The organism is Streptomyces sp. H39-S7 (assembly GCF_027158205.1).
Classification (GTDB): Bacteria; Actinomycetota; Actinomycetes; order Streptomycetales; family Streptomycetaceae; genus Actinacidiphila.
Genome location: NZ_JAPVLU010000012.1, coordinates 86,354 through 110,847 on the forward strand (window position 1 = coordinate 86,354; position 24,494 = coordinate 110,847).

Sequence of the window (24,494 nt, forward strand, 5' to 3'; positions counted from 1 at the left end):
TGCCGTCGGACAACGCGGACGCCGCTAACCCGCGATGTCCACGATGAAGTTGTCAGAAATGTGCGCACCCGGCCGGCCCCCGGTCTCGGTGAGCGCCTTCCGCAGCACCGCCAACCGGTCGACGCCCAACTGCAGCGGCGGCTCGTCGGGCTGGTACGTGGTGCCGCGCGGGTACGCCTCGCCGGGGGTGGTGGTCATCTCGATGTGGCATCCCAGGACGTGGGTCACCGGGCGGGTGGCGCAGAAGTCGAGCAGCCGGTCGACGGTGGCGGTGAACGCGGCGGCGTCCCGGACGTAGAGCATGCCCGGGTAGAAGGAGTCGCCGGTCAGCAGCAGACCGGTGGCCCGGTCGTAGAGGACCACGGCCGCCTCCTGGTGGCCGGGGCCCGGGATCACGTCCAGGATCCGCCCGCCGCCGAGGTCCAGCTCGGCCCGGGTGTCCGGCCAGCCCGTCAGGCCGAAGAAGTCGATCACGTCCGTCAGGCCGGGACCCACCACGGTGGTGTCCGGGCGGCCGGCGAACTGGCCGTCGGCCGCGATGTGGTCGCCGTGCCCGTGGGTGTGGGCGACCAGCAGCTCGTAGCCCGGCCGGGGGCGGCGTACGAGCCGGTCCGCGATCGCCGCGTCGACCGTGCGGCGCAGCGGGAAGTACCGCTCGTCCGCGGTGGCTCCGGTGTCCAGCAGCAGGGCCCGGTCAGCGCCGAGGAAGAGGAACACGAACGGCGCCTCGAAGTGCACCGACATGTTCTGCCGGAGGATCAGCGTGTTCTCGTCGTACGCGTGCACCTGGATCTCCGGTGCGGGGTCGTGCTTCGCCGACGGCCACCCGGCGTGCCACCGGACGTCGAGGTCTCCCGGCCCGGTCGGCGGCCCGCTGAACTCGTTCATGGGGGCGACGCTACAGGGCGCCCGCCGGTGCGCCGATGCCCGCGGCGGCGGCCAGCCGGCTGAAGGAGTCGAGCAGTTCCGCCCGGTCGAAGGTGCTGGTGGTCACCATGACCTCGTCGGCGCCGGTACGGCCCACGAGGGCGCCGAGCGCCGCGGCCACCTCGTCCCCGGTGCCGTGGATCTGTCCCTCCAGCGCCGCGTCGAAGTAGGCGCGCTCCCGCCCCGACATCTCCAGCGACTCCACCTCCGCCGTCGGCAGGAGCGGCGGGAAGGCCCCGTGGGTGCGGGAGTACGCGCTCGACCAGGCCTCGGACAGCAGCAGCCGGCGCGCACCGCCCGGCGTCGCGGCGGCCGCGGCGCCGGCGGAGACCACGACGTACGGCTCCGCCGACCAGGCCGAGGCCCGGAAACCGTCGCGGTACCGCTCGATGGCGCGCAGCATCGGGTCCTCGCCGCGGACGGCTCCGATCACCAGCGGCAGCCCCAGCGCCGCCGCGTGGTCGGCCCCCGAGCCGGTGGCCAGCACGAACGCGGGCGGGCGCAGGCCCTCGGCGGGCCAGGCGTGCACCTCGGGGTGCGCCCGCTGGTCACCGGTGAACCAGCCGAGCAGCTCCGTCAGCTGCGCGCCGAAGTCCTCGGCCGCCTCCTTGTCACGGCCCAGCGCCCGCCGGATGCCGTCGGTGAACCCGACCGACCGGCCCAGACCCATGTCGACCCGGCCGGGGAAGAGCGCCTCCAGGACCCCGAACTGCTCCGCCACCACCAGCGGCCGGTGATTGGGCAGCATCACCCCGCCCGTGCCGACCCGGATCCGCGAGGTGGCGGCAGCGACGGCGGCCGCCAGCACGGTGGGCGCCGACCCGGCCACTCCGGGCACGCTGTGGTGCTCCGAGACCCAGAAGCGGCGGTAGCCGAGCGTCTCGGCCTGCCGGGCGAAGCGGACCGTGTCCCGCAGTGCCTGGGCGTGGCTCTGGCCCTGGCGGGTGCGCGACCGGTCCAGGATGGACAGCGGGATCCCTCGGAGTGCTGATGTCACCTTCGCTTCAACACTGTGGATCACTGGGGATTCCCGGCCCGATCGCGCCGTCCGGACACCCGGGTGGCGTTCCGCGGGTGTCCGAATGCGGGTTCCTCCGCGAAAATGGGGCAAACGATCAGGACAGCCGAGCCCCAGGAGGCATTGCCGTGCCGATCGCGACCGTGAACCCGGCGACGGGCGAGACGCTCAGGACGTTCGAGGCCCTCGATGCCGCCGGGATCGAGGAGAAGCTCGCCCGCGCCGACGCGACCTTCCGTGAGTACCGCACCACCCCCTTCAGCGAGCGCGCCGACCTGATGCGCCGGGCGGCCGCGCTCCTGGAGGAGGAGGGCGAGGACATCGCCCGCACCATGACCGCCGAGATGGGCAAGACTCTCGTCGCCGCCCGCGCGGAGGCCGCGAAGTGCGCCAAGGCCATGCGCTGGTACGCGGAGCGCGCCGAGGGCCTGCTGGCCGACGAGCACCCGGAGCAGGCCGACGTCGAGGACTCCGGGGGCGCCCGCGCCTTCGTGCGCTACCGGCCGCTGGGCGTGGTGCTGGCCGTCATGCCGTGGAACTTCCCGCTCTGGCAGGTGGTCCGGTTCGCCGCGCCCGCCCTGATGGCGGGCAACACCGGCCTGCTGAAGCATGCCTCGAACGTTCCGCAGACCGCGCTCTACCTGGGCGATCTGTTCCACCGCGCGGGATTCCCCGAAGGGTGCTTCCAGACGTTGCTGGTCGGCTCCGGCGCCATCGAGGACATCCTGCGCGACGACCGGATCGTGGCGGCGACGCTGACCGGCAGCGAGCCGGCAGGGCGCTCGGTCGCCGCGATCGCCGGCGACGTCGTCAAGCACACGGTTCTCGAACTCGGCGGCAGCGACCCGTACGTGGTCATGCCGTCCGCCGACATCGCGCGGGCGGCGAGGACCGCGGTCACCGCCCGGGTGCAGAACAACGGGCAGTCCTGCATCGCGGCCAAGCGCTTCATCGTGCACGCCGACGTGTACGACGAGTTCGCCGCGCTCTTCACCGAGGCGATGGCGGCCCTGCGGGTCGGCGACCCGATGGACGAGTCCACCGACGTCGGGCCGCTCGCCACCGAGCAGGGCAGGGCCGACCTGGAGGAACTCGTCACCGACGCCGAGAAGCTCGGCGCGACGGCGCTGTGCGGCGGACAGCGCCCCGCGTCGCGGCAGGCGGGCTGGTTCTACGAGCCGACGGTGCTGGCGGGCATCACCGGGCGGATGCGGATCCACCACGAGGAGGCGTTCGGGCCGGTGGCCACCCTCTACAAGGCCGCGGACCTCGACGAGGCGGTGCGGCTCGCCAACGACTCGCCCTTCGGCCTCAGCTCCAATGTCTGGACCCGGGACGAAGCCGAACAGGAGCGCTTCGTACGCGATGTGGAGGCGGGCGGCGTCTTCTTCAACGGCATGACCGCCTCCCACCCGGCCATGCCGTTCGGCGGGGTGAAGCGCTCCGGCTACGGGCGCGAGCTGTCCGGGCACGGCATCCGCGAGTTCTGCAACACCACCACGGTCTGGCACAGCGCCGCCTCCTGACCGTATGCCGGTCCGTCCGTGACCCCCGGTGCCACTGTGGCGCCGGGGGTCACCGCTGCGCGGGTGCGGTCAGGACACCAGGGGCGGTGTCGGGACGCGGGAGGGTCGGGTGTAGGGTCCGCGTCTCGTACATGCGCGGCTGAACGGGGCTGCCGCAAAGCGTTGTTCATGGAGGATTCATGCAGATGAAGCACCGCGGCCGGGTTCGTACCGGTGCAATAGCCGTTGCCGCTTTCGCGGCACTTGCCGGAACGGGCGTTCTCGCCACTCCGGCATCGGCGCACACGCCGGTCTGGACGGTCACCTGCGACAAGGTCACCGTTGACCTGACGCAGTACAACAGCCGGGTCGAGAACACCGTCACGATCACCGTGGACGACAAGGACCTGCTGGCCACCACCAGCTTCAAGGCCAAGTTCCACAAGGTGCTGGACCTGCCGAAGCACGGCAAGGACGTGAAGGTGCACCTCGTCGTCAAGGCGGGCGACACCAGCGGCAAGCACAACTTCGACAAGGACGAGACCAAGACGGTCGCGCCCTGCCCGGGTGACGAGGACAAGCCGCCCACCACGACGCCGACCACTCCGGCGACCACGACGCCGACCACGACTCCGGGTACGCCGACCACCCCGGCCACCACGCCTTCGGCCTCGCCGACGTCGAGCGCCCCGGTCGTCTCGCCGAGCCAGTCCACCCCGCCGGCCAACCTGGCCGAGACCGGTGGCTCCAGCTCCACGCCGATCATCGGCGGCATCGCCGCGGCCGTCGTGGCCGCCGGTGCGGGTCTGATCCTCATGAACCGCAAGCGCCGCTCGTCGCACAGCTGATCCACCGGATCGCACCGCAAACGGAATCCCCGTAGCGCGTCGGAGGGCCCGTATCCCTGGAACGTTCAGGGGTACGGGCCCTTCTCGTGAACCGCTGCCTCAGTCCTTCGGCCGGCCGGGCGCGCTCGGCGCGAAGTGCATGTACGACTTCTCCTGGACGCGTTCGGCGATCCGCCAGGCGCCCGAGACCCGGACGAAAACGTCGATGTACCACATACCGCAGTGCAGCACCCCGCCGTCCGCCGCGCCCTGTTCGCCGGGCAGGACCAGCGGGTTGTGGCACATGGTGCGGCCGGTCGCGGTGTCGCCGTCGAGCCGGATCGAGGCGTTGCCCAGAAGATGCTGGTAAGCGGGGAACCGTCCCATCACGGAGCCGAGGAACTCCTTGACCTCCGGGAGGGTGCCGCGCGGGCCGCCGGTCGCCGTGTAGTCGATGACGGCGCCCGCGGCGAACACCTCGTCGAGCAGGTCCCATTGCCGGGTGTCGACGGCGTGGCAGTAGTCGACCATCAGGTCCTGTATCTCCAGCCGGTCGGAGATTTCGGTGAGCGTCAGCATGCGGCTCCCGGTACTTCGCGGCCCCCGAGGGGCCGTTGGGCGGTCGGAACCGCCATGGATCGCACGGGCCGCGAGAGAAGTCAAGGGCGGTGGCCGTGCGATGCCCTCGGGCCCGCTGTCTGTGAATACGCGGGGAATCCGGCGGCCCGTTCGAGGACGGCCACCGGGGCGACCGTAGGATCGGTTCATGGATCTTCGACTGCCGCGGCGCAAGCGGTTGCTCACCGGCGCGGTGGTGCTCGCCCTGCTCGCCGGCGCCGGGACCTGGGCGGTGGCGTCGTCGGCCGCCTCGTCCGGCGCCGCCGCCGTGCACCAGCAGGAGGCGATGCTCCCCGGGCAGGGAGAGCGGCTCGACACGTCGTTCTTCACCGCCGGCGGGACGCAGCGCCGGCCCGCCGTGCTGCTCGGACACGGCTTCGGCGGCAGCAAGGACGACGTGCGCGAGCAGGCCGAGGACCTGGCGCGGCACGGCTACGCCGTGCTCACCTGGTCGGCCCGCGGCTTCGGGAAGTCCACCGGCACCATCGGCCTGAACGCCTCGGACGGCGAGGTCGCCGACGTCAGCCGGCTCGTCGACTGGCTCGCCCAACGGCCCGAGGTGCGGCTCGACGCGGCGGGCGACCCCCGCGTCGGAGTCTCCGGGGCGTCGTACGGCGGCGCGGTCTCGCTGCTCGCCGCCGGGTACGACCGGCGGATCGACGCCATCGCCCCGGAGATCACCTACTGGAACCTCGCCGACTCGCTCTTCCCGGGCGACGTCTACAAGAAGCTCTGGGCCGGGATCTTCTTCTCCAGCGGCGCGCGGACCGGCGACGCGGCCTGCGGGCGCTTCACCCCGGCCGTCTGCGCGATGTACCAGCGGGTCGCCGTCGCCGGGAAGCCCGACGCCGAAGCCCGCGCCATGCTGGACAAGCTCAGCCCCTCCGCCGTCGCCGACCGCATCAAGGTGCCGACCCTGATCGTCCAGGGCCAGAGCGACTCGCTCTTCCCGCTCGGCCAGGCCGACGCCATGGCGAAGGCGATCGCGGCCAACGGCGCGCCCGTCGCCGTCGACTGGATCTCCGGGGGCCACGACGGCGGCGACCTGGAGACCGGCCGGGTACAGGGCCGCGTCACCGCCTGGTTCGACCACTACCTCAAGGGCGACACCTCGGCCGGCACCGGCCCGGCCTTCCGGGTGACCCGCACCGGCGGGGTGAACTCCACCGACGGCCGCGCCGTGTTGCGCGGCGCGAGCGCGGACCGCTACCCGGGACTGACCGGCACCTCGTCCCGCAGGGTCCCGCTCGCCGGCGGCGAGCAGACCGTCACCAACCCCGCGGGCGGCAGTCCGCCGGCCATCTCCTCGCTCCCGGGCATCGGCGGCCTCTCCCAGCTGTCCAGCCTCGGCGCCGGCGTCTCGCTGGACTTCCCCGGCCAGTCGGCGCGCTTCGACTCAGGTCCGCTCGGCTCCGGGATCCGCGTCACCGGCTCGCCCACCGTCAGCGTGCGCGTCAGGGCCTCCACGGACGACGCCGTGCTCTTCGCCAAGCTCTACGACGTCTCCGCGGACGGCCGCCAGTCGCTGCCCGCACAACTCGTCACCCCGGTACGCGTCGACGGCGCGGCCGGCGGGAAGACCGTGGAGCTGAGGCTGCCCGCCATCGACCACCAGTTCGCGGCCGGCCACCGGTTGCGGCTGGTCCTGGCCACCACCGACCTGGCCTACGCGTCACCGGCCCCGGCCGCCACGTACACCGTCTCGCTCGCCGCTCCCGCGCTGACGCTGCCGACCGACCCCGGGGTCGCCACCGCGGCCGCCGGACTGCCGTGGTGGACCTGGGGCATGCCGCTCGGCGCGGCCGTCGTCGCCGCGCTGCTGCTGCTCATCGGCCGCCGCCGGGTGCGGACGCCGGCCCCCGACCCGGCGCTGTCCGGGGTACCGCTGCAGATCACCGACCTGAGCAAGAAGTACGCCAAGTCCGCCGACCGGTACGCCGTCCGCGACCTGACGTTCCGGGTCGAACGCGGCCAGGTGCTCGGCCTGCTCGGCCCCAACGGCGCGGGCAAGACCACCACCCTGCGGATGCTGATGGGGCTGATCCAGCCCGACGGCGGCGAGGTCCGGGTCTTCGGCGAGGCCATCAGGCCCGGTGCGCCGGTGCTCTCCCGCGTCGGCTCGTTCGTCGAGGGCGCGGGCTTCCTGCCGCACCTGTCGGGGCGCGCCAACCTCGACCTGTACTGGCAGGCGACCGGACGGCCCGCGCAGGACGCGCACTTCGACGAGGCCCTGGAGATCGCCGGCCTCGGCGACGCGCTGCGCCGGGCGGTCCGCACCTACTCGCAGGGCATGCGCCAGCGGCTCGCCATCGCGCAGGCGATGCTCGGCATGCCGGACCTGCTGATCCTGGACGAGCCGACCAACGGCCTCGACCCGCCGCAGATCCGCGAGATGCGCGAGGTCCTCATCCGGTACGCGGCCGAGGGCCGGACCGTGATCGTCTCCAGCCATCTGCTCGCCGAGGTCGAGCAGAGCTGTACCCACCTCGTCGTGATGGACCGCGGACGGCTGATCACCGCCGGCCCGGTCGGCCAGATCACCGGTTCCGCCGACACCCTGCTCGTCGGCGTGGAGGGCGAACTGCCGGAAGGCGTCCTGGAGAAGGTCGCCGAGCTGCCCGGCCTGTCGGGAGCGGTCCGCGGTGACGACGGCCTGCTCATCGCGCTGGACGGTATGACCGTGCCGCAACTCCTCGTCGAACTCGTCCGGCTGGACGTCCCGGTCACCCGGGTCGGACCGCAGCGCCGCCTGGAGGACGCCTTCCTCACCCTCATCGGAGGCAACGCATGAGCGCCACCGCCCCGGCACCTTCCCCGGCCCCCGCCACCTCCACGGCCCCGGGCTACCACCCGCGCCGGACCCTGCCGCTGCGGGTGGAGGCCATGCGGCAGTTGCGGCGGCGGCGCACCCTCGTCGTCGGGGCCGTGCTGGCCGCACTGCCCTTCATCCTCATCGCGGCCTTCGCCATCGGCGGCGAGCCCGACGGCAGCGACAACCGCAACGGGCCCTCGCTCATCGACACCGCGACCTCCTCCGGCGCCAACTTCGCCGCCACCTGCCTCTTCGTCTCGGCGGGCTTCCTGCTGGTGGTGCCGGTGGCGCTGTTCTGCGGCGACACCATCGCCTCGGAGGCCAGCTGGTCCTCGCTGCGCTACCTGCTGGCCGCGCCGGTGCCCCGCACGCGGCTGCTGACCAGCAAGTTCCTGGTGGCGCTCGGCTTCAGCGCGGCGGCGATGCTCCTGCTGCCCGTCGTCGCGCTCGCGGCGGGCACCGTCGCCTACGGCTGGGGCGATCTGCAGATCCCCACCGGCGGGTCGCTGCCGTCCAGTACCGCGCTGGCGCGGCTGGGCATCGTCGTCGCGTTCATCTTCGTCAGCCAACTGGTCACCGCGGCGCTCGCCTTCTGGCTCTCGACGATCACCGACGCGCCGCTCGGAGCGGTCGGAGGGGCCGTCGGGCTCACCATCGTCGGCAACGTCCTGGACGCCGTCACCGCCCTGGGATCCTGGCGCGACCTGCTTCCCGCGCACTGGCAGTACTCCTGGGCCGACGCCCTCCAGCCGCACCTCGAGTGGTCCGGCATGATCCAGGGCGCGGCGGTCTCCGTCTCCTACGCCCTGGTGCTGACCGCCCTCGCCTTCCGCGGGTTCCGGACGAAGGACGTCGTCTCCTGAGCCCGGGGACGCCGGGAACCGGAAGGGCCTGCCAGGCGTTCTTCCTGACAAGCGCGGCAGGTGCCGCGGACGGAGGCGGAAGATGTCCAATCGTGCGAAACTCGCCGTCGGCGGCGTGGGCATAGGGATCGTCCTGATGATTCTGGGCGTCCCCTTCTGGCTCGCACTGCTGGTGATCATCGGTGTGCCGGTGGCCGCGTACCTGACACTCGATCCTTCCCAGCGGCGTCGCCTCAAGAGGATCTCCCGCCGGCAAATAGGCCGCTGACCTGCTACCCGCCGAGAGTAGGGTGATCGTGGAATCATCCACCGGCCGAGGGGGCAACAGGACATGGGCGGGACGGTCACGGCGGTCAGCCGCAGCTCGGAGCACCACTTCACCAAGGCGAACGAGGACAGCGTCAGGCTGCTCGCCGGTCTCGGTGTCGAAGGCGACGCCCACCTGGGAGTGACGGTCCAGCACCGTTCCCGCGTCGCCCAGGACCCGACGCAGCCCAACCTGCGCCAGGTCCACCTCATCCACGCGGAGCTCTTCGACGAGCTGCGGGCGGCCGGCTACGACGTCACCCCCGGTGACCTGGGCGAGAACGTCACCACCCGAGACGTGGACCTGCTCGGCCTGCCGGTCGGTGCCCGCGTGCGGCTCGGCGCGGAGGCGGTCGTCGAGATCACCGGCCTGCGCAATCCCTGCCTGCAGATCGACCGCTTCCGATCCGGCCTGCTCAAGGAGGTCGTCTCGCGTGACGCGGCCGGCAAACTGATCCGCAGGGCCGGGATCATGGGCGTCGTGCTGTCCGAGGGCGAGGTGCGCCCCGGCGACCCGATCGAGGTCGAACTGCCCGAGGGCCCGCACCGGCCGCTGGAGCGTGTCTGACATGGGTTCCGCCGAAACGGGCGCGGCGGCCACGACAGCCGCGGACGCCCGGTCCGTCGAGGACCTGATCGAGAACGCCCGGCGTGGCCGGCGGGTGAAGTACCTCCCCTTCTGGGGCCACCGGCCCCAGCACGACGGCAGGGTCGGCGCCGGCTGCCTCAGTCAGTGGTGGCCGTCGCCCTTCACGGTGGACGGCGTCGGGTACGCCACCGCGGAGCACTGGATGATGGCCGGCAAGGCCCGCCTCTTCGGCGACGCGGAGGCGGAGCGCGCCGCCGTGGCGGCCGTCCACCCCAAGGACGCCAAGTCGGTGGGGCGCACGGTGCGCGGCTTCGACGAGGAGACGTGGCGGCGGGAGCGCTTCGAGCTCGTCGTCGAGGGCAGCGTGGCCAAGTTCGGGCAGCACCCCGAGCTGTGCGCCTACCTGCTCGGCACGAGCGGTCGCGTGCTCGTCGAGGCCAGCCCGCTCGACCGGGTCTGGGGCATCGGCCTGGCCGCGGACGACGAGCGGGCCGGGGACCCGGCCCGCTGGCGCGGGCTCAACCTGCTCGGCTTCGCCCTCATGGAGGCCCGCGCCCGGCTCGCGGCAGATCCGGCGGGCGAGGGAACCTGACGGTCAGGAACCGGTGACGGCGGCGCGGTCGGCATCGGGGCCGGTCTCGCCGCCGGCGCCGGCAGCGGCGGGATCGAGCCGGCCGCCCTCCGACCGTTCGGCCGCGATGCGTACGTAGTCCTCGATGGCGGCGTCGAGGCCCACATCGTGCTGTGCCCGCTCGGACAGGAACCAGCGGTGCTCCAGCAGCTCGTGGAAGACCTGGGCCGTGTCGAGGGAGGCCCGCAGCTCCTGGGGGACCGCCCGGACGGTCGGACGGAACACGTCGCGGACCCAGCGGTGCGCGAGGACCTCGGGACGGGCACCGAGCGGGTCGCCGGGCGCGTAGTCGTCCTGCGAGGCCATCCACGTCTCCAGGTCGTTCAGGAGACTGCGCGCCTGGTTCTCCTCGGCGTCCATCCCGGTCAGCCGCAGCAACTGCCGCTGGTGGTGGCCCGCGTCGACGACCTTGGGGAGGAACGTGACCGCGTCGCCGTCCGGCGACTTCTGGATCTGCATCTCCGCCACGTCGAAGCCGAGGTCGTTCAGCCGCCGGATGCGCCGGTCGATGTAGTGCCGCTTGCCGACCGGATAGACCGACTCCCGGGTGAGCTCGTGCCACAGCTCCTCGTACCGGTCCGCGATCGCGTGGCCGAACAGGACCGGGTCGACCGACGGGTGCAGCGAGCCGCCCGCCTCCAGGTCCATCAGCTCGCCCGATATGTTCACGCGGGCGACCTCGATGTCGTACTCGCGCTGCCCGCGCGTCAGCTTCGGCTGGATCTGCCCGGTCTCGGCGTCCACCAGATAGGCGGCGTACGCTCCCGCGTCCCGCCGGAAGAGCGTGTTGGACAGGCTGCAGTCACCCCAGGCGAACCCCGTCAGATGCAGCCGGACCAGCAGGACGGCGAGGGCGTCGAGGAGCCTGCTGACGGTGCCCGGCCGCATCGTCGTCTCGAACATCGACCGGTAGGGCAGCGAGCCGTTGAGGTGCCGCGTGATCAGTACCGGCTCCAGCGGCTCCCCGTCCGCTCCGGTGCGGCCGGTCACCACCGCGACCGGGTCGACGGCGGGGATCGCCATCCGGTCGAGATCACGCAGCAGCCCGTACTCGCGCACGGCCGCCCACTCGCCCACCTCCTTCACCGCGACGACCTCGTCGCCGGCGCGGGCGAACCGCACCACGTGGCGCGAGATACCGCGCGGCAGGGCGACCAGGAATTCGTCGGGCCACTCCTCCAGCGGTATCCCCCAGGGCAGGTCGAGGAGGGCCGCCGGGTGTTCGGGCGCGGTCGCGGTGATCTGCAGCTCCATGACGGACAAGTGTGCGGCAGCCGTGGCACGCCAGGACAGGCGGGTCGGGAAACTCTCGAGGGGTGGACGCCGTTGAGTGATCATGCGGTGGTGCGGGCCGCGGGGATGCGGTCCGCGGTGGTAGCGGCGGTGGTCGCGGCGGTGGAGAAGGAGCGTGTGACACATGGCCGAACGACTGGTCGTCATCGGCGGGGACGCGACGGGGATGTCGGCCGCCTCGCAGGCCCGCCGGCGGCGGGGCCCGGACGACCTGGAGATCATCGCCTTCGAGCGCGGTCACCACACGTCCTACTCGGCCTGCGGCATCCCGTACTGGGTCGGTGGCGAGGTCGACGGCGCGGATGCGCTGGTCGCGCGGACCGCCGCCGAGCACCGCGAGCGTGGCATCGACCTGCGGCTCGGCACCGAGGCCGTCGAGATCGACCTCGACCGGCGGCGGGTGCGCACCCGGGAGGTGGCGGGAGGTGGCGAGTCCTGGACCGGGTTCGACCAGCTGGTGATCGCCACCGGCGCCGTCCCCACCCGCCCGGAGATCCCCGGGATCGACGCGGACGGGGTGCACGGCGTGCAGACCCTGGACGACGGCGAGGCCGTGCTGCGCACCCTGGAACGCGGCGGCGCCCGCCGTGCCGTGGTCGTCGGCGGCGGTTACATCGGCGTCGAGATGGCCGAGGCCATGATCCGCCGAGGCCTGGAGGTCACCCTCGTCGACCGCGGTGAGCAGCCGATGTCCACCCTCGACCCCGACATGGGCCGGCTGGTGCGCGACGCGATGGTGGGGATGGGCATCGTGGTGGTGACCGGCGCGGAGGCGCGCGAGGTGCTCACCGGGGACGACGGAAGGGTGCGGGCCGTCGCGACCGCGGACGCCGAGTACTCGGCCGACGTGGTGGTGCTCGGGCTGGGCGTCCAGCCCGACACCGCGCTCGCCCGGGACGCGGGACTCACCGTCGGGGAGCACGGCGGGCTGCTCACGGACCTGGCGATGCGGGTGCGCGGAGCGGAGGGGGTCTGGGCCGGCGGTGACTGCGTCGAGGTGTTCAACCTCGTCTCCGGCACCCACCAGCACATCGCGCTGGGCACGCACGCCAACAAGCACGGGCGGATCATCGGCATCAACATCGGCGGCGGCTACGCCACCTTCCCCGGCGTCGTCGGCACCGCCGTCAGCAAGGTCTGCGACGTCGAGATCGCCCGCACGGGTCTGAAGGAGTCGCAGGCGCGGGCCGCGGGGCTGCGTTTCGTCACCGCCGTCATCGAGTCCAGCAGCCGGGCCGGCTACTACCCGGGAGCCGCGACCATGACGGTCAAGATGCTCGCGGAACTGCGCACGGGGCGGCTGCTCGGTCTGCAGATCGTCGGACGGGAAGGCGCGGCCAAGCGCGTCGACATCGGCGCCGTCGCCCTCACCGCGGGCATGACGGTCGACGCGATGACGGCGCTCGACCTCGGCTACGCGCCGCCCTTCTCCCCGGTCTGGGACCCGGTGCTGGTCGCCGCGCGCAAGGCCGCCGACAAGGTGGAGGCCGAACGGCAGGGCCACTGACACACCGTGCCGGCCCGGGTGGACGGTGGGGGCCGGCTCCGCGCGCGTGCGCTCAGTCGACCCGGGCGGCCAGTGCGCCAAGTGCTTCCAGCAGGGCCGGCAGCGCCGGGCCGCGCCGGACCGGGTGGACCTCGCCCGGCTCGTCGTCGAGCAGCACGAACGCCATGTCGTCGGTCCGCGCCACCAGGCTCCAGCCGGGCCCGTCCGCGCGTACCGCCCCATGGGCCGACCGCACGCGCCCGGGGGGCGGCGGTGAGCTGAGGTACGCCTCCGCGCTCTCCAGCGCCCGGCGCACGCCCGCATGCCCCACGACGACGGGCTCGGGCGCCTCGTCCGCAGCGGTTTCGACGACAGCGGGGCCGTCCCCCTCGGACGCTTCCCCCTCGGGTGTCGCGTCGTCCTCGGGCACCGAGGCGGCGTCGGAGATGTCGGCGCCGTCGGCGCCGTCCGTGAGCTGTTCGCGCCAGGTCCACCACCGCAGGGCGATCTCGTCCGCGCCCAACCGTCGCTGCGCCCCGCCCCAGGTCTCCAGGTCGGGCGGCGCCAGCGGCGGCCGGCCACCCTCCTCCTCCGACGGATCGTGCGGATCGGGCACGCCCGGCGCGCAGACCGCCACCGGCAGCGGCCAGCCCGGCAGGGCCGCGGCCACATAGCGCTCGTCCGGCGAGAGGTCGTACTCCAGCCCGCAGTCCCAGGCCGCCAGCGCGCACGCGACCAGGGCCGTGTCGGTGATCGCGACGGTCCACCGGGCGCCCCCGCCGTCCTGTCCGAAGAGCAGACCGTAACCGTCCCTGGCCGGCTCCAGGCCGAGCACCTCGCAGGCCTGCGGGTAGTCGTCGGCGAGCACGCTCGGGAACTGCGCCGGCGTGAGCATCGCCGCCGTGAGCACGAACAACGCGTCGTCGTCCGCCTGCGTGTAGTCGTCCGTCTCGGTCACGGGGCTCCTCCCTCTCTTCGGTCCGCGCACCTTAACCAGCGGGTAACGTCCACGTCGATAGCGGGGCCCGCCCGGAGGAAAAACCGCTCGGAACGGGGGCGGGCCGACCCCTACCCTGCGGGGTATGGGTGTCCACCGCACGCACTACGTCTGCCTTCCGTGCCGCGCCTCCTACAAGCAGGGGTACTGGCCGGACCACGTCCGGCGCTGTCCGCGCTGCGCGGCCGAGCTGATCCACGCGGGCTCCGCGTTCGCGGCGCCCCGCCGGAGGGACGCCCGGGCCTGGCGGGTGCTCACCGTGCTCCTCACGGCAGGCGTCGGCTTCCACAAGTCCTGCTGCGGCGGTCCCGGCTTCCGCCCGCGCACTCCGCGTGAGGTGCGCGAGCGCCTGGCACACGCGGCCGCCACCGGCGAGCCCGTCGTACGCGCTCTGTCCCGGTATGACCTCTCCTTCGCCGACCGCCGTCCCGGCAAGCCGGGTTCCCGCCCGCTGTAGCGGAGATAACCCAGGGGAGAGCGCGAACCCGGCGACGGTGAGAGGTGATCGACATGCCCGGCCTGCTGCACAGGATCGGAGACGTGTTCAGACTGCCGGTGCGAACCCCCGACCCGGCGGGCCCCGGGGACCGGGCCCCGCTGGAGCACAATCTGTTCGACGCGGCGGCCACCTACGTGGTGGCGTGCATCGCCGACGACCAGGACCGTATCGACGAGGCGGCGGGCCGGGTCGCCCCCGACGCCCTGATGTTCGGTGTCAACGAGCTCGCGCAGCGCGCGGTGCTGACGCTGGCCCGTGAACACGGCACCGAACCGGAGGCCATGGCACGCGCGTTGCTCGGTCTGCCCGCGGCGTAGGGGTGTTCCGCGCTATGCCGGGTCCGGGTCGTCGCCGAGGTCCCGCAACGTGTCGCGCAGCCAGTCGAGTTCGGCGTGGCTGGTGGCGCGGGCGATGGTGAGGACGCCCCTGCGGTAGGGGTCGTCGAGCTCCTCGGCGCGCAGCGGGCGGTCGCCGTCGTAGAAGAAGCTGGCGGGCTGTTCCAGGAAGGCGAGCCGGCGACGGAGCACCGCGGCCTCCTGGCGGGCGTCGCCGAGGTGGCGCAGGAACGCGAGGAGGGTGAACCAGCGGTTCTCGTCGCTCAGATCGAGATCCGCGGGTTCGGCCAGCCGCCGCCGCAGCTCGGTGCGCCCCTCGGCGGTGAGGGTGAGGTCGTGGCGGGGGGCGGCGACCGCGCCGGGTTGCGTCTCGCGGCGCAGCCAGCCCGCCTTCTCCAGCCGCTTGATGGCGGGGTACAGGGTGCTCTCGGCGACGGGTTTGACGTGGCCGGTGAGGGCGCTGATGCGTTTGCGCAGCTCATAGCCGTGCAGTGAGGCGTCGTACAGAAAACCGAGGATCGCGAGCTCCAGCATGGGGGCATTCTCCCGCATCGCCATACGCGACGCTGTACATCGCTATCGCTATACATCGGTACCGATGTATAGTTCCCGTCGTCCGGTGAAACGCGTTGTCCGACGATGGGGAGACAGGTCATGCGGCAGACGGAATTCGGGCCGGCGGCCCCGGGGGCGGCCGGCCCGGCGCGGGGGCGGCGGCCGTTCATCCGCTGGACGGAGGCGGCCGGCACCGGCCCGGCGCGGGTGTACCTGCACGGGCTCGGCTCGGCCTCCGGGCCCTACTTCGCGCACGTCGCGGCGGATCCGGCGCTGGCCGGCCGGCGTTCGCTCTTCGTGGACCTGCCCGGCTTCGGGATCAGCGACCGGCCCGCGGACTTCGGTTACTCGCTGGAGGAGCACGCCGACGCGGTCGCCGCGGCCCTGGACGCGGCCGGCGTGCGCGGCGCCGAGGTCGTGGGGCACAGCATGGGCGGCGCGGTCGCGATCGTCCTGGCGCACCGCCGCCCGGACCTGGTGGCCGGGCTGGTGCTCGTCGAGGCCAACCTCGACCCGAATCCGCCGGTCGGGGCCGGCAGCAGTGGCATCGCGGCCTACGAGGAGCGGGAGTTCGTGGAGGGCGGCGGTTTCGCCGCCGTGCTGGAGCGGGTCGGCCCGCTGTGGGGGGCCACGATGCGGCTCGCCGACCCGGTGGCGCTGTACCGCAGCGCCGGCCGGCTGGCGCGGGGCAGCGAGCCCACGATGCGGACGATGCTGCTGGCCATGGACATTCCCCGCACCTTCCTGGTGGGGGAGTTGAGCACGGACGTCGTCGGCCGGGCGGAACTGGTGGCGGCGGGTGTCGGGGTCGAGACGGTGCCGGGCGCCGGCCACAACATCATGTTCGACAACCCCGGGGCGTTCGCCGCCCTGGTTGCGGCCGCCGGTCCGGTCAGGGCCGACTCTCCCGCGTAGCGACGGCCAGATACCGGTGCTCGGAATCGTCGTACACCGTCAGCTCCCAGCCCGTCCCGGTGAGCAGCGGGGCCAGGTTGGGCTCGGCGCGGACGTCGTCCTCGCGCAGCGCGTGCCCGCGCCGCGCGGCGAGCGCGGCGCGGCCGATCGGGTGGAAGAGCGCGAGCCGTCCGCCGGGCCGGGTGACACGGGCGAACTCGCGCAGCCCGGCCGCGGCGTCCGGCAGGTGGTGCACGAGTCCGGCGGCGAAGACGGCGTCCAGGCAGGCGTCGCGCAGGGGGAGACGGGCGCTGTCCGCCTCGATGAGCGAACCGGCGCGGTGGCGACCGAGCGCGGTGGCCTCGTGCAGCATCTCCGGCGTCAGATCGATACCGATGACGGTGCCCGCCGGGCCGACGGCGTCCCGCAACCGGGGCAGCGCGCGGCCGGTGCCGCAGCCCGCGTCGAGCGCCGACCGGCCGGGCCGCAGGCCCAGTTCCGCGACGGCCGCCGCGTAGGCGGGACCGTCGTCGGGGAAGCGCTTCTCCCACCCCACGGCCTTGGCGGCGAAGAACTCACGGAGTCGTTCATGTTCGGTCTCCATGCGTCATGTTCGCATGATCACGCCGCGCCGGCGTGACCATGCATGCCCCATGTATGCCCCATGCAATGGCCGAAAGGCGCCACCTGCGCGCATGTTCGAGCGTTGGGCGATCGTTCGGAGCCGAATCTGCGTACGGGGCTGTCAATATCCACCGGGTTCCGCAATGCCCAAAGGTCCGCGAACACCAGCGGGCTAGCGTCCCGGAGCCATGGGACACATGGACCAAGCCGGCTTCGGCTGGCTGACCCCGACGCTGTCGTACGTGATGGCCTGCGTGGGCTCGACCCTCGGCCTGCGCTGCACCGTGCGCGCGCTCGGCGCGACCGGCCGCTCCCGGCGCAACTGGCTGCTGACGGCGGCCAGCGCGCTCGGCACCGGCATCTGGACGATGCACTTCGTCGCCATGCTCGGCTTCCGCGTCTCCGGCACCGAGATCCGCTACAACGTGCCGCTGACCGTCCTGAGCCTGCTGATCGCCGTCGGCGTCGTGGGCGTCGGCGTGTTCCTCGTCGGCTACGGGCAGGGCCGGATCCGCTCCCTGCTGGCGGGGGGCCTGGCGACCGGCCTGGGCGTCGCCGCCATGCACTACGTGGGGATGGCGGCTCTGCGGCTGCACGGCACCATCGCCTACGACCCGGTGCGCGTCGTGCTCTCCGTGCTGATCGCGCTGGCCGCCGCCACCGCCGCACTGTGGGCGGCGCTGACGGTCCGTCGGCCGGTCGTGGTGGCCGGGGCGTCGCTGGTGATGGGCGCGGCGGTGAGCAGCATGCACTACACGGGGATGTTCGCCGTGCGGGTGACGGTCCTTCCGTCGTCCGAGGTGTTGCCGGGCGCGAGCGCCACCGCGTTCCTCTTCCCCCTGGTCGTCGGTCTGGGGTCGTACCTCTTCCTGACCTCGGCCTTCGTCGCGCTCTCCCCGAGCGCGCGGGAACGCGCCGCCTCCGCGTCCGCCCAGTCGCTGCGGGAGGGCGCGGCGTGAGCGCTCCGCGCGGTCGCCGCGCGCATGCCGGTCGGCCCGCCGACGAGCGGATGTCGCCGCTGGCGCTGGCGGCCTCGGAGTCCTCGGGGTTCTCGGGGTCGTCGGGGTCCTCGGGGTTGTCGAGCACAGGTCACGGCGGCGCGGACGCTGCGGTTGGTCCGGACGCGTCTGCCGATGCGGACCTCCCCGGCGGGAACGGTGGCCCCCGAGGACCGGGGTCAGGATCGGGATCGGGGTCAGGCTCGCTTTCCTGGTCGCGGTTGGCCCGGAGGCTCGTGCTGCGGCCGAGGACGGTACGGGCGAAGATCGTCTCCATCCTCATGGTGCCCGTCGTCTCCTTGATGGCGCTGTGGGCCTTCGCCGCCGTCAACGCCGCCCAGGACGTCTCCGGCCGGCTGCGGACGCAGCAGGTCGAACAGGAGCTCAGCGGTCCCGTCGCCGTCTCCGTCACCGCCCTGCAGGCCGAACGCCGCGCCGCCGCTCTGTACCTGGCCGCTCCGACCACGGCCCGCGCGGCGCAACTCGACAGCGCCGCCGCCGCCACCGACCGGGCGGCCGGCGCCCTGCGGCAGGGGAGTACCCACACGATCGCCGACGGCATCGGGCTGCCGCCGGACGTCGCACCCCGCCTGCGGACGTTCCTGGACGGCGTGACCGGGCTGCGCGCGCTGCGGGCGCGGGTCACGGCCCGCGGCGCCGGCTGGGACGAGACGTACCGCGGCTACTGCGACGCGGTCGAGAACGCCTTCTCCGCCATCGGCGTGCTGACCGCCGGTTCCGATCCGGTCCTGACCTCCGGCAGCCGCGTCGCCCTGGAGTTCGGCAGGGCGGGCGAGATGCTCGCCCGCGAGGACGCCCTGCTCTCCGTCGCACAGCTCACCGGAACCCTGGACGGTCCGCGCTACCGCGACTTCACCGGCGCCGTGCAGACCCGGCGGCTGCTGCTCGCCGCGTCCGCCCACGACCTGGAGGGTAGGAGTCGCGCGGCCTGGGAGAAACTCGCCGGCTCCGCACCGTACGGCACGGTGCTCGGCGTGGAGGACGGCGTGCTGCGCGCCGATCCCGGCCCGCGCGCGGCGGCCGCCGCGCCGGCGAGCACCTGGACGGCGGCCTCCGAAGCGGTCATCGGCGGACTGCACGCCATCGACATCCCGGCGGGCGGCTCGGCTGCCACCGGTTCGTCCGGCACCGACCCGGTGCTCGGCGGCCTGATGAGCACCTCCGGTGCGGCGGTCCTGCTCGGCCTGCTCGCCGTCGTCGTCTCCCTCATCGTCTCGGTGCGGATCGGGCGCGCCCTGGTCACCGAACTCGTCGAACTGCGCAACTCCGCGCTGGAACTCGCCCGCCGCAAGCTGCCATCCGCCATGCGCCGGCTGCGCGCGGGGGAGGAGATCGACCTGGACGCCGAGGCGCCGCAGGGCACCCACGGCGCGGACGAGATCGGCCAGGTCGGCGAGGCGCTGCGCACCGTCCACCGCGCGGCCCTCACCGCCGCCGTCGAACGCGCCGAGCTGCTGAGCGGCGTCACGGGGGTCTTCGTCAACCTCGCGCGCCGCAGCCAGGTCCTCGTCCACCGCCAACTCGCGCTGCTGGACAGCATGGAGCGGCGTACGGAGGACCCCGGCGAGCTGGAGGACCTGTTCCGGCTCGACCACCTCACCACCCGGATGCGCCGGCACGCCGAGGGCCTGATCATCCTGTCGGGCGCGGCCCCGGGCCGGGCCTGGCGCCGGCCGGTGCTGCTGCAGAACGTGGTGCGCGCCGCGGTCGCCGAGGTGGAGGACTACGCGCGCGTCGAGGTACGGGGCCTGCCGCAGGCCGCCGTCATCGGCGGCGCGGTCGCCGACCTCACCCACCTGATCGCCGAACTCGTGGAGAACGCCACCCAGTTCTCGCCACCGCACACCAAGGTGCGGATCAGTGGAGAACAGGTCGGCAACGGCTATGTGCTGGAGGTCGAGGACCGCGGTCTGGGCATGGGCGGCGGGGTGCTCGACGAGGCCAACCGGCGGATCGCGCGCGCCCAGGCGCTGGACCTGTTCGACAGCGACCGGCTCGGGCTGTTCGTGGTCAGCAGGCTCTCCGCCCGGCACGACGTCCGGGTCTCGCTGCGCCCGTCCCCGTACGGCGGGACGACGGCCGTGGTGCTGCTGCCCACCGCGCTGATGGAGCGCTACGTCCCCGACCCGGCTCCGGCCCGCAGGGCCGCCGAGCGCAACCGCGCCCAGCGTGCCCACCGCGAGGACCCGGTGGTCGTCCGGCCGCTCGCGGCGGCGGGCCGCGCGTCCGCCGCCTCGCCCGCCGGCCCCCCACGTCCGGGCCAGCCAGCCGCTGAGCCACCCGGCGCGGCGGGACCGGGGACGAACGGCACCGCGGGTCCACCGGCGAACGCCGCGCCGGATCCACGGACGAACGGCACCGCCGGTCCACGGGCGAACGGCGCGGGGGGTCCACGGGCGAGCGGCGCGTCCGGCCCGGCGGCGAACGCCACCCCGGGCGGCGGCGACGACCTGCCCCGCCGGGTGCGGAAGGCGCACCTCGCCCCGCAACTGCTGGAACGGCCGGCCCCGGATCGGAGCAGCCCGCTGCCGGGGAACGGACCGGACGATGAGTCGCAGGACGCGGGCGGGCGTACCCCTGAGCAGATCCGCGCCATCATGACCGCGTACCGCGGCGGTTGGGCGCGCGGCGGTGGCCGTCCGGCCGGCCGCCCGGCGTCGAACGAGGGAGACCCGGCATGATCGACGCGAACCGGTCCGGCCGGCTGGACTGGCTGCTGGACGAGCTGACGGACCGGGTGGTCGGGGTGCGGCACGCCGTGGTCCTGTCCAACGACGGCCTGGCGGTGGGCGCCTCACAGGCGCTGAGCCGGGAGGACGCCGAGCACCTGGCGGCGGTCGCGTCCGGCTTCCACAGCCTCGCCAAGGGCGCCGGCCGGCACTTCGCCGCCGGGGACGTACGGCAGACCATGGTCGAACTCGACGGCGGGTTCCTCTTCGTGGCTGCCGCAGGCGAGGGGTCCTGCCTGGCGGTCTTCGCGACCACCGCGGCCGATGTCGGGCTGGTCGCCTACGAGATGGCCCGGCTCGTCAAACAGGTCGGGGAGCATCTGCGGACGCCCGTCCGGCCGGACTCCGACACCACGGCAGGCGGATGAGACCGGATGGACGGCCGCTGGTACGACGACGAGGCGGGCCCGATGGTCCGCCCCTACGCCCTGACCGGCGGCCGCACCCGAGGAGACGGTGGCAGCGCGCATCTCGACCTGATAGCGCAGGTCGTCGCGGAACCGGGCGCGGAGCCCGGCGCCGCCGGCGACCCGGGTCTGACGCCGGAGCACGGGACGATCCTCGCCCTCTGCAAGGCCGATCCACTGTCCGTCGCGGAGATCGCGGCCGACTCCGACCTGCCCGTGGGCGTCGTACGCGTCCTGCTGGGCGACCTGCTGACGCTGGGGTGGGTCCGGGTGCGCCGGCCGGTGGCACCCGCCGAACTTCCCGGCGAGGACATTCTGCGAGAGGTGATCGATGGACTTCGTGCGCTCTGAGCAACCGGGCCGGCGTGATGAGCCCGCCCTGGCGTTGAAGATCTTGGTCGCGGGCGGCTTCGGGGTCGGCAAGACCACCATGGTGGGAGCCGTCAGCGAGATCCGGCCACTGCGTACCGAGGAGTCGCTCAGCGAGGCGGGCAGGGGAGTCGACGACACCGGAGGGGTGGAACGCAAGACCACCACCACGGTCGCCATGGACTTCGGACGGATCACGATCAGGGCCGGGCTGTCGCTCTACCTCTTCGGCACCCCCGGCCAGGACCGGTTCTGGTTCCTGTGGGACGAGCTGTCCCACGGCGCGCTGGGCGCCGTCGTGCTGGCCGACACACGCCGGCTGGAGGACTGCTTCCCCGCCGTCGACTTCTTCGAGCACCGCGGCATCCCCTTCGCGATCGGCGTCAACTGTTTCTCCGGCGCGCGCTCCTACCGGCCCGAGGACGTCTCACGGGCCCTGGACCTGACGGAGGGGACGCCGGTCGTGCTGTGCGACGCCCGGGACCGGGAATCCGGCAAGGACGTGCTCATCGCCCTGGTCGAGCACGCCCAGCGGATGCACGCGGAGCGGCAGCTGCGACGGGTCGGCTGACGGGGGCGCCGCCGGGTCCGGCCGCCCCTGGGGGACCGGCCCGTCCCCTGGGGGTCCTCGGGGTCCTCGCGCCGGGATCCGATACCGGTCGTGACCCGATGGGGACTTGCCGTAGCGCGCTGTTCAGGACAGTCTCGTACCGCAGTCGATACGGGGAGGCCGGGAATGACGGTGGGCAATGGACTCGCATGGCTGTTGGACGACCTGACGGAGCGGGTACCGCACGTGCAGCACGCGCTCGTGCTGTCCAACGACGGCCTGGTGACCGGGGCCAGCGGCAGTCTGGACCGCCCGACGGCCGAGCACCTGGCGGCCGTTTCGTCCGGGTTCCACAGCCTCGCGAAGGGCGCGGGCCGGCAGTTCGGGGTCGGCGCGGTACGGCAGACGATGGTGGAGTTCGACGAGGGCTACCTCTTTGTGACCGCGGCCGGTGACGGCAGTTGCCTGTCGGTGCTGAGCGGCATGGAGGCGGACGTCGGTCAGGTCGCCTACGAGATGACGCTGCTGGTGCACCGGGTCGGCGAGCATCTCGGGGTCGCGCCCCGGCAGCCCGGGACGACCTCTTCCTGAGGCTCGGTTGCGGTTGCCTTTGTAGTTGTCGTGGTGGCTGTGGTGGCTGCGGCAGGGTTATCCACAGGCTGGAGGGGAGGGGCACCGGGCTGCGCTAGATTCGTCACTGTCAGTAGTCGAGGCGGTGGGGGTAGTCATGGCGGTACGGGAGTCACTCGCGGTCGGTGTGGTCGACGCGGCCTGCGTCGAGAAGGAATCGGCCGCATCGGTCGCATCGGTCGGGGAGCCGGGTGAAGCGCTCGGGATGAACCGGGCCAGGGAAGAACTGGAACTGGAACCGGGCGAGTTCGAGCTGGCGATCCAGCTCGGAGAGGTCCGTGCCGTTCCGGCCGGGCACGGCCGAAGGCGTGTCCTGCGCGACGAAGTCGACCGGCTACGGGCGGCCGAGGGCTTCCCGCAGGCACTGCGGGACCGGCTGCGGGTGGTCGGCAGCGTCGATGGGGCGGAGCTCATCGGCATCAGCCGCGACCGCTTCGTGAAGCTGGCGAAAGGCGGCCTCATCCGGCCGGTCCGCTGGTACGTCAACCGCTACCGGGCCGTCGTCTGGATGTATCCGGCCGACGAGGTCGGGCAGTACGCCCGTGATCATCCCGAGGTGCTGCAGAGCAGGCTGCCCGTAACGCTGCGTGGCGCCCTGGACGACGGCGCGGACCACCGGGCGCGCAGCTGGCGGGCCCGCCGCGTTGGGCACCTGGTGCGGGACGCGGCCGACGCCTGGGAGGAGGCGGCGGTCTGGGCGGCGCTGCTCGGCACCGACGGCGCGGCCGAGGTGGTGCCGGATCTGTACGAAAGGGCCTACTTGCGCAGGTTGCGGGCGGGTCTGCCACCGGGCAGGCCCGGGGAGTTCGCCTCCCGTGAACTGATCGATCAGACGATCACCGCGGACCATCCGGACGAGATCGCCCTGGCCCGACTCTCCCTGGCCGAGGCCCTCGACCGCGCCCGCCGGAGCCGCCCGGCACCCCGCCCGGATCCCGCGGTTGAGCCGGAGCCGCGCTCGGCCCCCGTCGTGGAGCTGGAGCACGAACCGACGCCGCGCGTGGAGCCGGAGTCCGCGTCGCATCCGCGGCGGGGGTGGCGGCTGCGGCCGCCGGGGGACTGCGCGGGGACCCGCCGCCGCAAGAAGCTGTTCCGGCGTGAGTGAACAGGAGCGGGCGGCCGCCGGGCGGGGCGGCGGTCAGCCGCCGATCTTGCGGAAGAGCCCTTCCTGCATCACGGAGACCAGCAGCCGGCCCGAGCGGTCGTAGATCTGGCCGCGGGCCAGCCCGCGGGCGCCCGTCGCGATCGGGGACTCCTGCTCGTAGAGGAACCACTCGTCGGTGCGGAACGGGCGGTGGAACCACATGGCGTGGTCCAGCGAGGCCATGTCGAAGCCGCGCGGGCCCCACAGCGGTTCGATCGGTACCCGTACCGCGTCGAGCAGCATCATGTCGCTCGCGTAGGTGAGCGCGCAGGTGTGCACCAGCGGATCGTCACCCAGCGGTCCCACCGCGCGCATCCACACCGCGCTGCGCGGCTCGGCGCCCTCGATCTCCTCGGGCGTCCAGCGCAACCGCTCGACGTAGCGGATGTCGAACGGCTGGCGGCGGGCCATCCGCTCCAGCGACTCCGGCAGTACCCCCAGGTGTTCGCGCAGCTCGTCGCCCAGCTTCGGCAGGCTCTCGGGCTCGGGCACCTCCGGCATCGGGATCTGGTGCTCGAAACCCGGTTCCGACTGATGGAAGGAGGCGGTCAGATTGAAGATCGTGCGACCCTGCTGGATCGCCACCACCCGCCGGGTGGTGAACGACCGGCCGTCGCGGACCCGTTCGACCTGGTACACGATCGGCACGCCGGGGCGGCCGGGCCGCAGGAAGTACGCGTGCAGCGAGTGCACCGGCCGCTCGCCGTCCGTGGTGCGGCCGGCCGCGACGAGCGCCTGGCCCGCGACCTGCCCGCCGAACACGCGCTGCAGCCGCTCCTCGGGGCTGCGGCCGCGGAAGATGTTCTCCTCGATCCGTTCCAGGTCGAGCAGATCCACCAGCCGTTCGGCGGGGTTGGTCATCGGAAC

The 24,494-nt window shown here is 73.2% G+C and carries 26 protein-coding genes; 18 read left to right on the top strand and 8 right to left on the bottom strand.

Annotated elements, in window-relative coordinates:
- Positions 1 to 24: 24 nt before the first annotated feature.
- Positions 25 to 888, bottom strand: a complete 864-nt coding sequence (locus O3X23_RS13760) for an MBL fold metallo-hydrolase (protein ID WP_269271612.1) — start codon at positions 886 to 888, stop codon at positions 25 to 27.
- A gap of 10 nt (positions 889 to 898) precedes the next feature.
- The gene (locus tag O3X23_RS13765) at positions 899 to 1,924 is read right to left on the bottom strand and encodes an MsnO8 family LLM class oxidoreductase (RefSeq protein ID WP_269271613.1); all 1,026 of its coding nucleotides are present in this window, start codon (positions 1,922 to 1,924) and stop codon (positions 899 to 901) included.
- A gap of 149 nt (positions 1,925 to 2,073) precedes the next feature.
- Here O3X23_RS13765 and O3X23_RS13770 point away from each other — a divergent pair, with 149 nt between their 5' ends.
- Together O3X23_RS13770 and O3X23_RS13775 are read left to right on the top strand one after the other, a co-directional pair.
- Positions 2,074 to 3,471: an NADP-dependent succinic semialdehyde dehydrogenase gene (locus O3X23_RS13770; protein WP_269271614.1), complete on the top strand. Its 1,398-nt coding sequence runs from the start codon at positions 2,074 to 2,076 to the stop codon at positions 3,469 to 3,471.
- A gap of 179 nt (positions 3,472 to 3,650) precedes the next feature.
- Positions 3,651 to 4,298 (top strand): LAETG motif-containing sortase-dependent surface protein, encoded by a 648-nt coding sequence (locus tag O3X23_RS13775; protein WP_269271615.1) that lies wholly within the window; start codon positions 3,651 to 3,653, stop codon positions 4,296 to 4,298.
- Between the two features lie 99 nt (positions 4,299 to 4,397).
- Here the strand turns inward: O3X23_RS13775 and O3X23_RS13780 are convergent, their stop codons facing one another.
- Complete coding sequence (locus tag O3X23_RS13780) at positions 4,398 to 4,856, bottom strand: nuclear transport factor 2 family protein (protein ID WP_269271616.1); 459 nt, start codon at positions 4,854 to 4,856, stop codon at positions 4,398 to 4,400.
- Positions 4,857 to 5,043: 187 nt separating this feature from the next.
- Here O3X23_RS13780 and O3X23_RS13785 point away from each other — a divergent pair, with 187 nt between their 5' ends.
- The 5 genes from O3X23_RS13785 (at position 5,044) to O3X23_RS13805 (ending at position 10,057) form a co-directional block, all read left to right on the top strand.
- A complete protein-coding gene (locus O3X23_RS13785; RefSeq protein WP_269271617.1) occupies positions 5,044 to 7,686 on the top strand; it encodes an alpha/beta fold hydrolase in 2,643 nt (880 codons plus the stop codon).
- On the top strand, positions 7,683 to 8,570 hold the full coding sequence (locus O3X23_RS13790) for an ABC transporter permease (protein ID WP_269271618.1): 888 nt from the start codon (positions 7,683 to 7,685) through the stop codon (positions 8,568 to 8,570). The genes O3X23_RS13785 and O3X23_RS13790 overlap by 4 nt, the downstream gene beginning before the upstream one ends.
- Positions 8,571 to 8,652: 82 nt before the next feature.
- Complete coding sequence (locus O3X23_RS13795; RefSeq protein WP_269271619.1) at positions 8,653 to 8,838, top strand: hypothetical protein; 186 nt, start codon at positions 8,653 to 8,655, stop codon at positions 8,836 to 8,838.
- A 63-nt stretch (positions 8,839 to 8,901) separates the two neighbouring features.
- Entirely contained in the window at positions 8,902 to 9,444 is a 543-nt protein-coding gene (locus O3X23_RS13800; RefSeq protein ID WP_269271620.1) for an MOSC domain-containing protein, read from the top strand.
- Position 9,445: 1 nt separating this feature from the next.
- Positions 9,446 to 10,057 (top strand): NADAR family protein, encoded by a 612-nt coding sequence (locus tag O3X23_RS13805; RefSeq protein WP_269271622.1) that lies wholly within the window; start codon positions 9,446 to 9,448, stop codon positions 10,055 to 10,057.
- A 3-nt stretch (positions 10,058 to 10,060) separates the two neighbouring features.
- Here O3X23_RS13805 and O3X23_RS13810 read toward each other — a convergent pair whose 3' ends face one another.
- Positions 10,061 to 11,350 (bottom strand): DUF4032 domain-containing protein, encoded by a 1,290-nt coding sequence (locus O3X23_RS13810; protein WP_269271623.1) that lies wholly within the window; start codon positions 11,348 to 11,350, stop codon positions 10,061 to 10,063.
- 163 nt (positions 11,351 to 11,513) lie between these two features.
- Between O3X23_RS13810 and O3X23_RS13815 the strand changes: the two genes are divergently transcribed.
- Entirely contained in the window at positions 11,514 to 12,896 is a 1,383-nt protein-coding gene (locus O3X23_RS13815) for an FAD-dependent oxidoreductase (protein WP_269271624.1), read from the top strand.
- A gap of 52 nt (positions 12,897 to 12,948) precedes the next feature.
- On the opposite strand, the gene O3X23_RS13820 is transcribed toward O3X23_RS13815, so the two are convergent.
- On the bottom strand, positions 12,949 to 13,833 hold the full coding sequence (locus tag O3X23_RS13820) for a hypothetical protein (protein WP_269271625.1): 885 nt from the start codon (positions 13,831 to 13,833) through the stop codon (positions 12,949 to 12,951).
- A 124-nt stretch (positions 13,834 to 13,957) separates the two neighbouring features.
- Here O3X23_RS13820 and O3X23_RS13825 point away from each other — a divergent pair, with 124 nt between their 5' ends.
- Together O3X23_RS13825 and O3X23_RS13830 are read left to right on the top strand one after the other, a co-directional pair.
- Positions 13,958 to 14,329 (top strand): deoxyxylulose-5-phosphate synthase, encoded by a 372-nt coding sequence (locus tag O3X23_RS13825; RefSeq protein WP_269271626.1) that lies wholly within the window; start codon positions 13,958 to 13,960, stop codon positions 14,327 to 14,329.
- Between the two features lie 53 nt (positions 14,330 to 14,382).
- The gene (locus tag O3X23_RS13830; RefSeq protein WP_269271627.1) at positions 14,383 to 14,688 is read left to right on the top strand and encodes a hypothetical protein; all 306 of its coding nucleotides are present in this window, start codon (positions 14,383 to 14,385) and stop codon (positions 14,686 to 14,688) included.
- 12 nt (positions 14,689 to 14,700) lie between these two features.
- Here O3X23_RS13830 and O3X23_RS13835 read toward each other — a convergent pair whose 3' ends face one another.
- Complete coding sequence (locus tag O3X23_RS13835; RefSeq protein ID WP_269271628.1) at positions 14,701 to 15,240, bottom strand: PadR family transcriptional regulator; 540 nt, start codon at positions 15,238 to 15,240, stop codon at positions 14,701 to 14,703.
- Between the two features lie 120 nt (positions 15,241 to 15,360).
- Between O3X23_RS13835 and O3X23_RS13840 the strand changes: the two genes are divergently transcribed.
- The gene (locus tag O3X23_RS13840; protein ID WP_269271629.1) at positions 15,361 to 16,176 is read left to right on the top strand and encodes an alpha/beta fold hydrolase; all 816 of its coding nucleotides are present in this window, start codon (positions 15,361 to 15,363) and stop codon (positions 16,174 to 16,176) included.
- Here O3X23_RS13840 and O3X23_RS13845 read toward each other — a convergent pair.
- On the bottom strand, positions 16,154 to 16,759 hold the full coding sequence (locus O3X23_RS13845; protein ID WP_269271630.1) for a class I SAM-dependent methyltransferase: 606 nt from the start codon (positions 16,757 to 16,759) through the stop codon (positions 16,154 to 16,156). The two genes, O3X23_RS13840 and O3X23_RS13845, sit on opposite strands and share 23 nt — an antisense overlap.
- Before the next feature lie 208 nt (positions 16,760 to 16,967).
- Between O3X23_RS13845 and O3X23_RS13850 the strand changes: the two genes are divergently transcribed.
- The 7 genes from O3X23_RS13850 (at position 16,968) to O3X23_RS13880 (ending at position 23,588) form a co-directional block, all read left to right on the top strand.
- The gene (locus O3X23_RS13850) at positions 16,968 to 17,738 is read left to right on the top strand and encodes an MHYT domain-containing protein (protein ID WP_269271631.1); all 771 of its coding nucleotides are present in this window, start codon (positions 16,968 to 16,970) and stop codon (positions 17,736 to 17,738) included.
- A 320-nt stretch (positions 17,739 to 18,058) separates the two neighbouring features.
- Complete coding sequence (locus tag O3X23_RS13855) at positions 18,059 to 20,479, top strand: sensor histidine kinase (RefSeq protein ID WP_269271735.1); 2,421 nt, start codon at positions 18,059 to 18,061, stop codon at positions 20,477 to 20,479.
- Positions 20,476 to 20,895, top strand: coding sequence for a roadblock/LC7 domain-containing protein (locus tag O3X23_RS13860; RefSeq protein ID WP_269271633.1), 420 nt, complete (start codon positions 20,476 to 20,478; stop codon positions 20,893 to 20,895). Before O3X23_RS13855 ends, O3X23_RS13860 begins: the two co-directional genes overlap by 4 nt.
- A gap of 6 nt (positions 20,896 to 20,901) precedes the next feature.
- Complete coding sequence (locus O3X23_RS13865) at positions 20,902 to 21,285, top strand: DUF742 domain-containing protein (RefSeq protein ID WP_269271634.1); 384 nt, start codon at positions 20,902 to 20,904, stop codon at positions 21,283 to 21,285.
- Positions 21,266 to 21,874, top strand: coding sequence for a GTP-binding protein (locus O3X23_RS13870; RefSeq protein WP_269271635.1), 609 nt, complete (start codon positions 21,266 to 21,268; stop codon positions 21,872 to 21,874). Before O3X23_RS13865 ends, O3X23_RS13870 begins: the two co-directional genes overlap by 20 nt.
- A 165-nt stretch (positions 21,875 to 22,039) precedes the next feature.
- Positions 22,040 to 22,444: a roadblock/LC7 domain-containing protein gene (locus O3X23_RS13875; protein WP_269271636.1), complete on the top strand. Its 405-nt coding sequence runs from the start codon at positions 22,040 to 22,042 to the stop codon at positions 22,442 to 22,444.
- A gap of 136 nt (positions 22,445 to 22,580) precedes the next feature.
- Complete coding sequence (locus tag O3X23_RS13880) at positions 22,581 to 23,588, top strand: DUF6397 family protein (protein WP_269271637.1); 1,008 nt, start codon at positions 22,581 to 22,583, stop codon at positions 23,586 to 23,588.
- A gap of 33 nt (positions 23,589 to 23,621) precedes the next feature.
- On the opposite strand, the gene tesB is transcribed toward O3X23_RS13880, so the two are convergent.
- Positions 23,622 to 24,488 carry an acyl-CoA thioesterase II gene (tesB, locus tag O3X23_RS13885; protein WP_269271638.1) on the bottom strand — a complete coding sequence of 289 codons (867 nt, stop codon included), beginning with the start codon at positions 24,486 to 24,488 and terminating at the stop codon, positions 23,622 to 23,624.
- Positions 24,489 to 24,494: the final 6 nt, after the last annotated feature.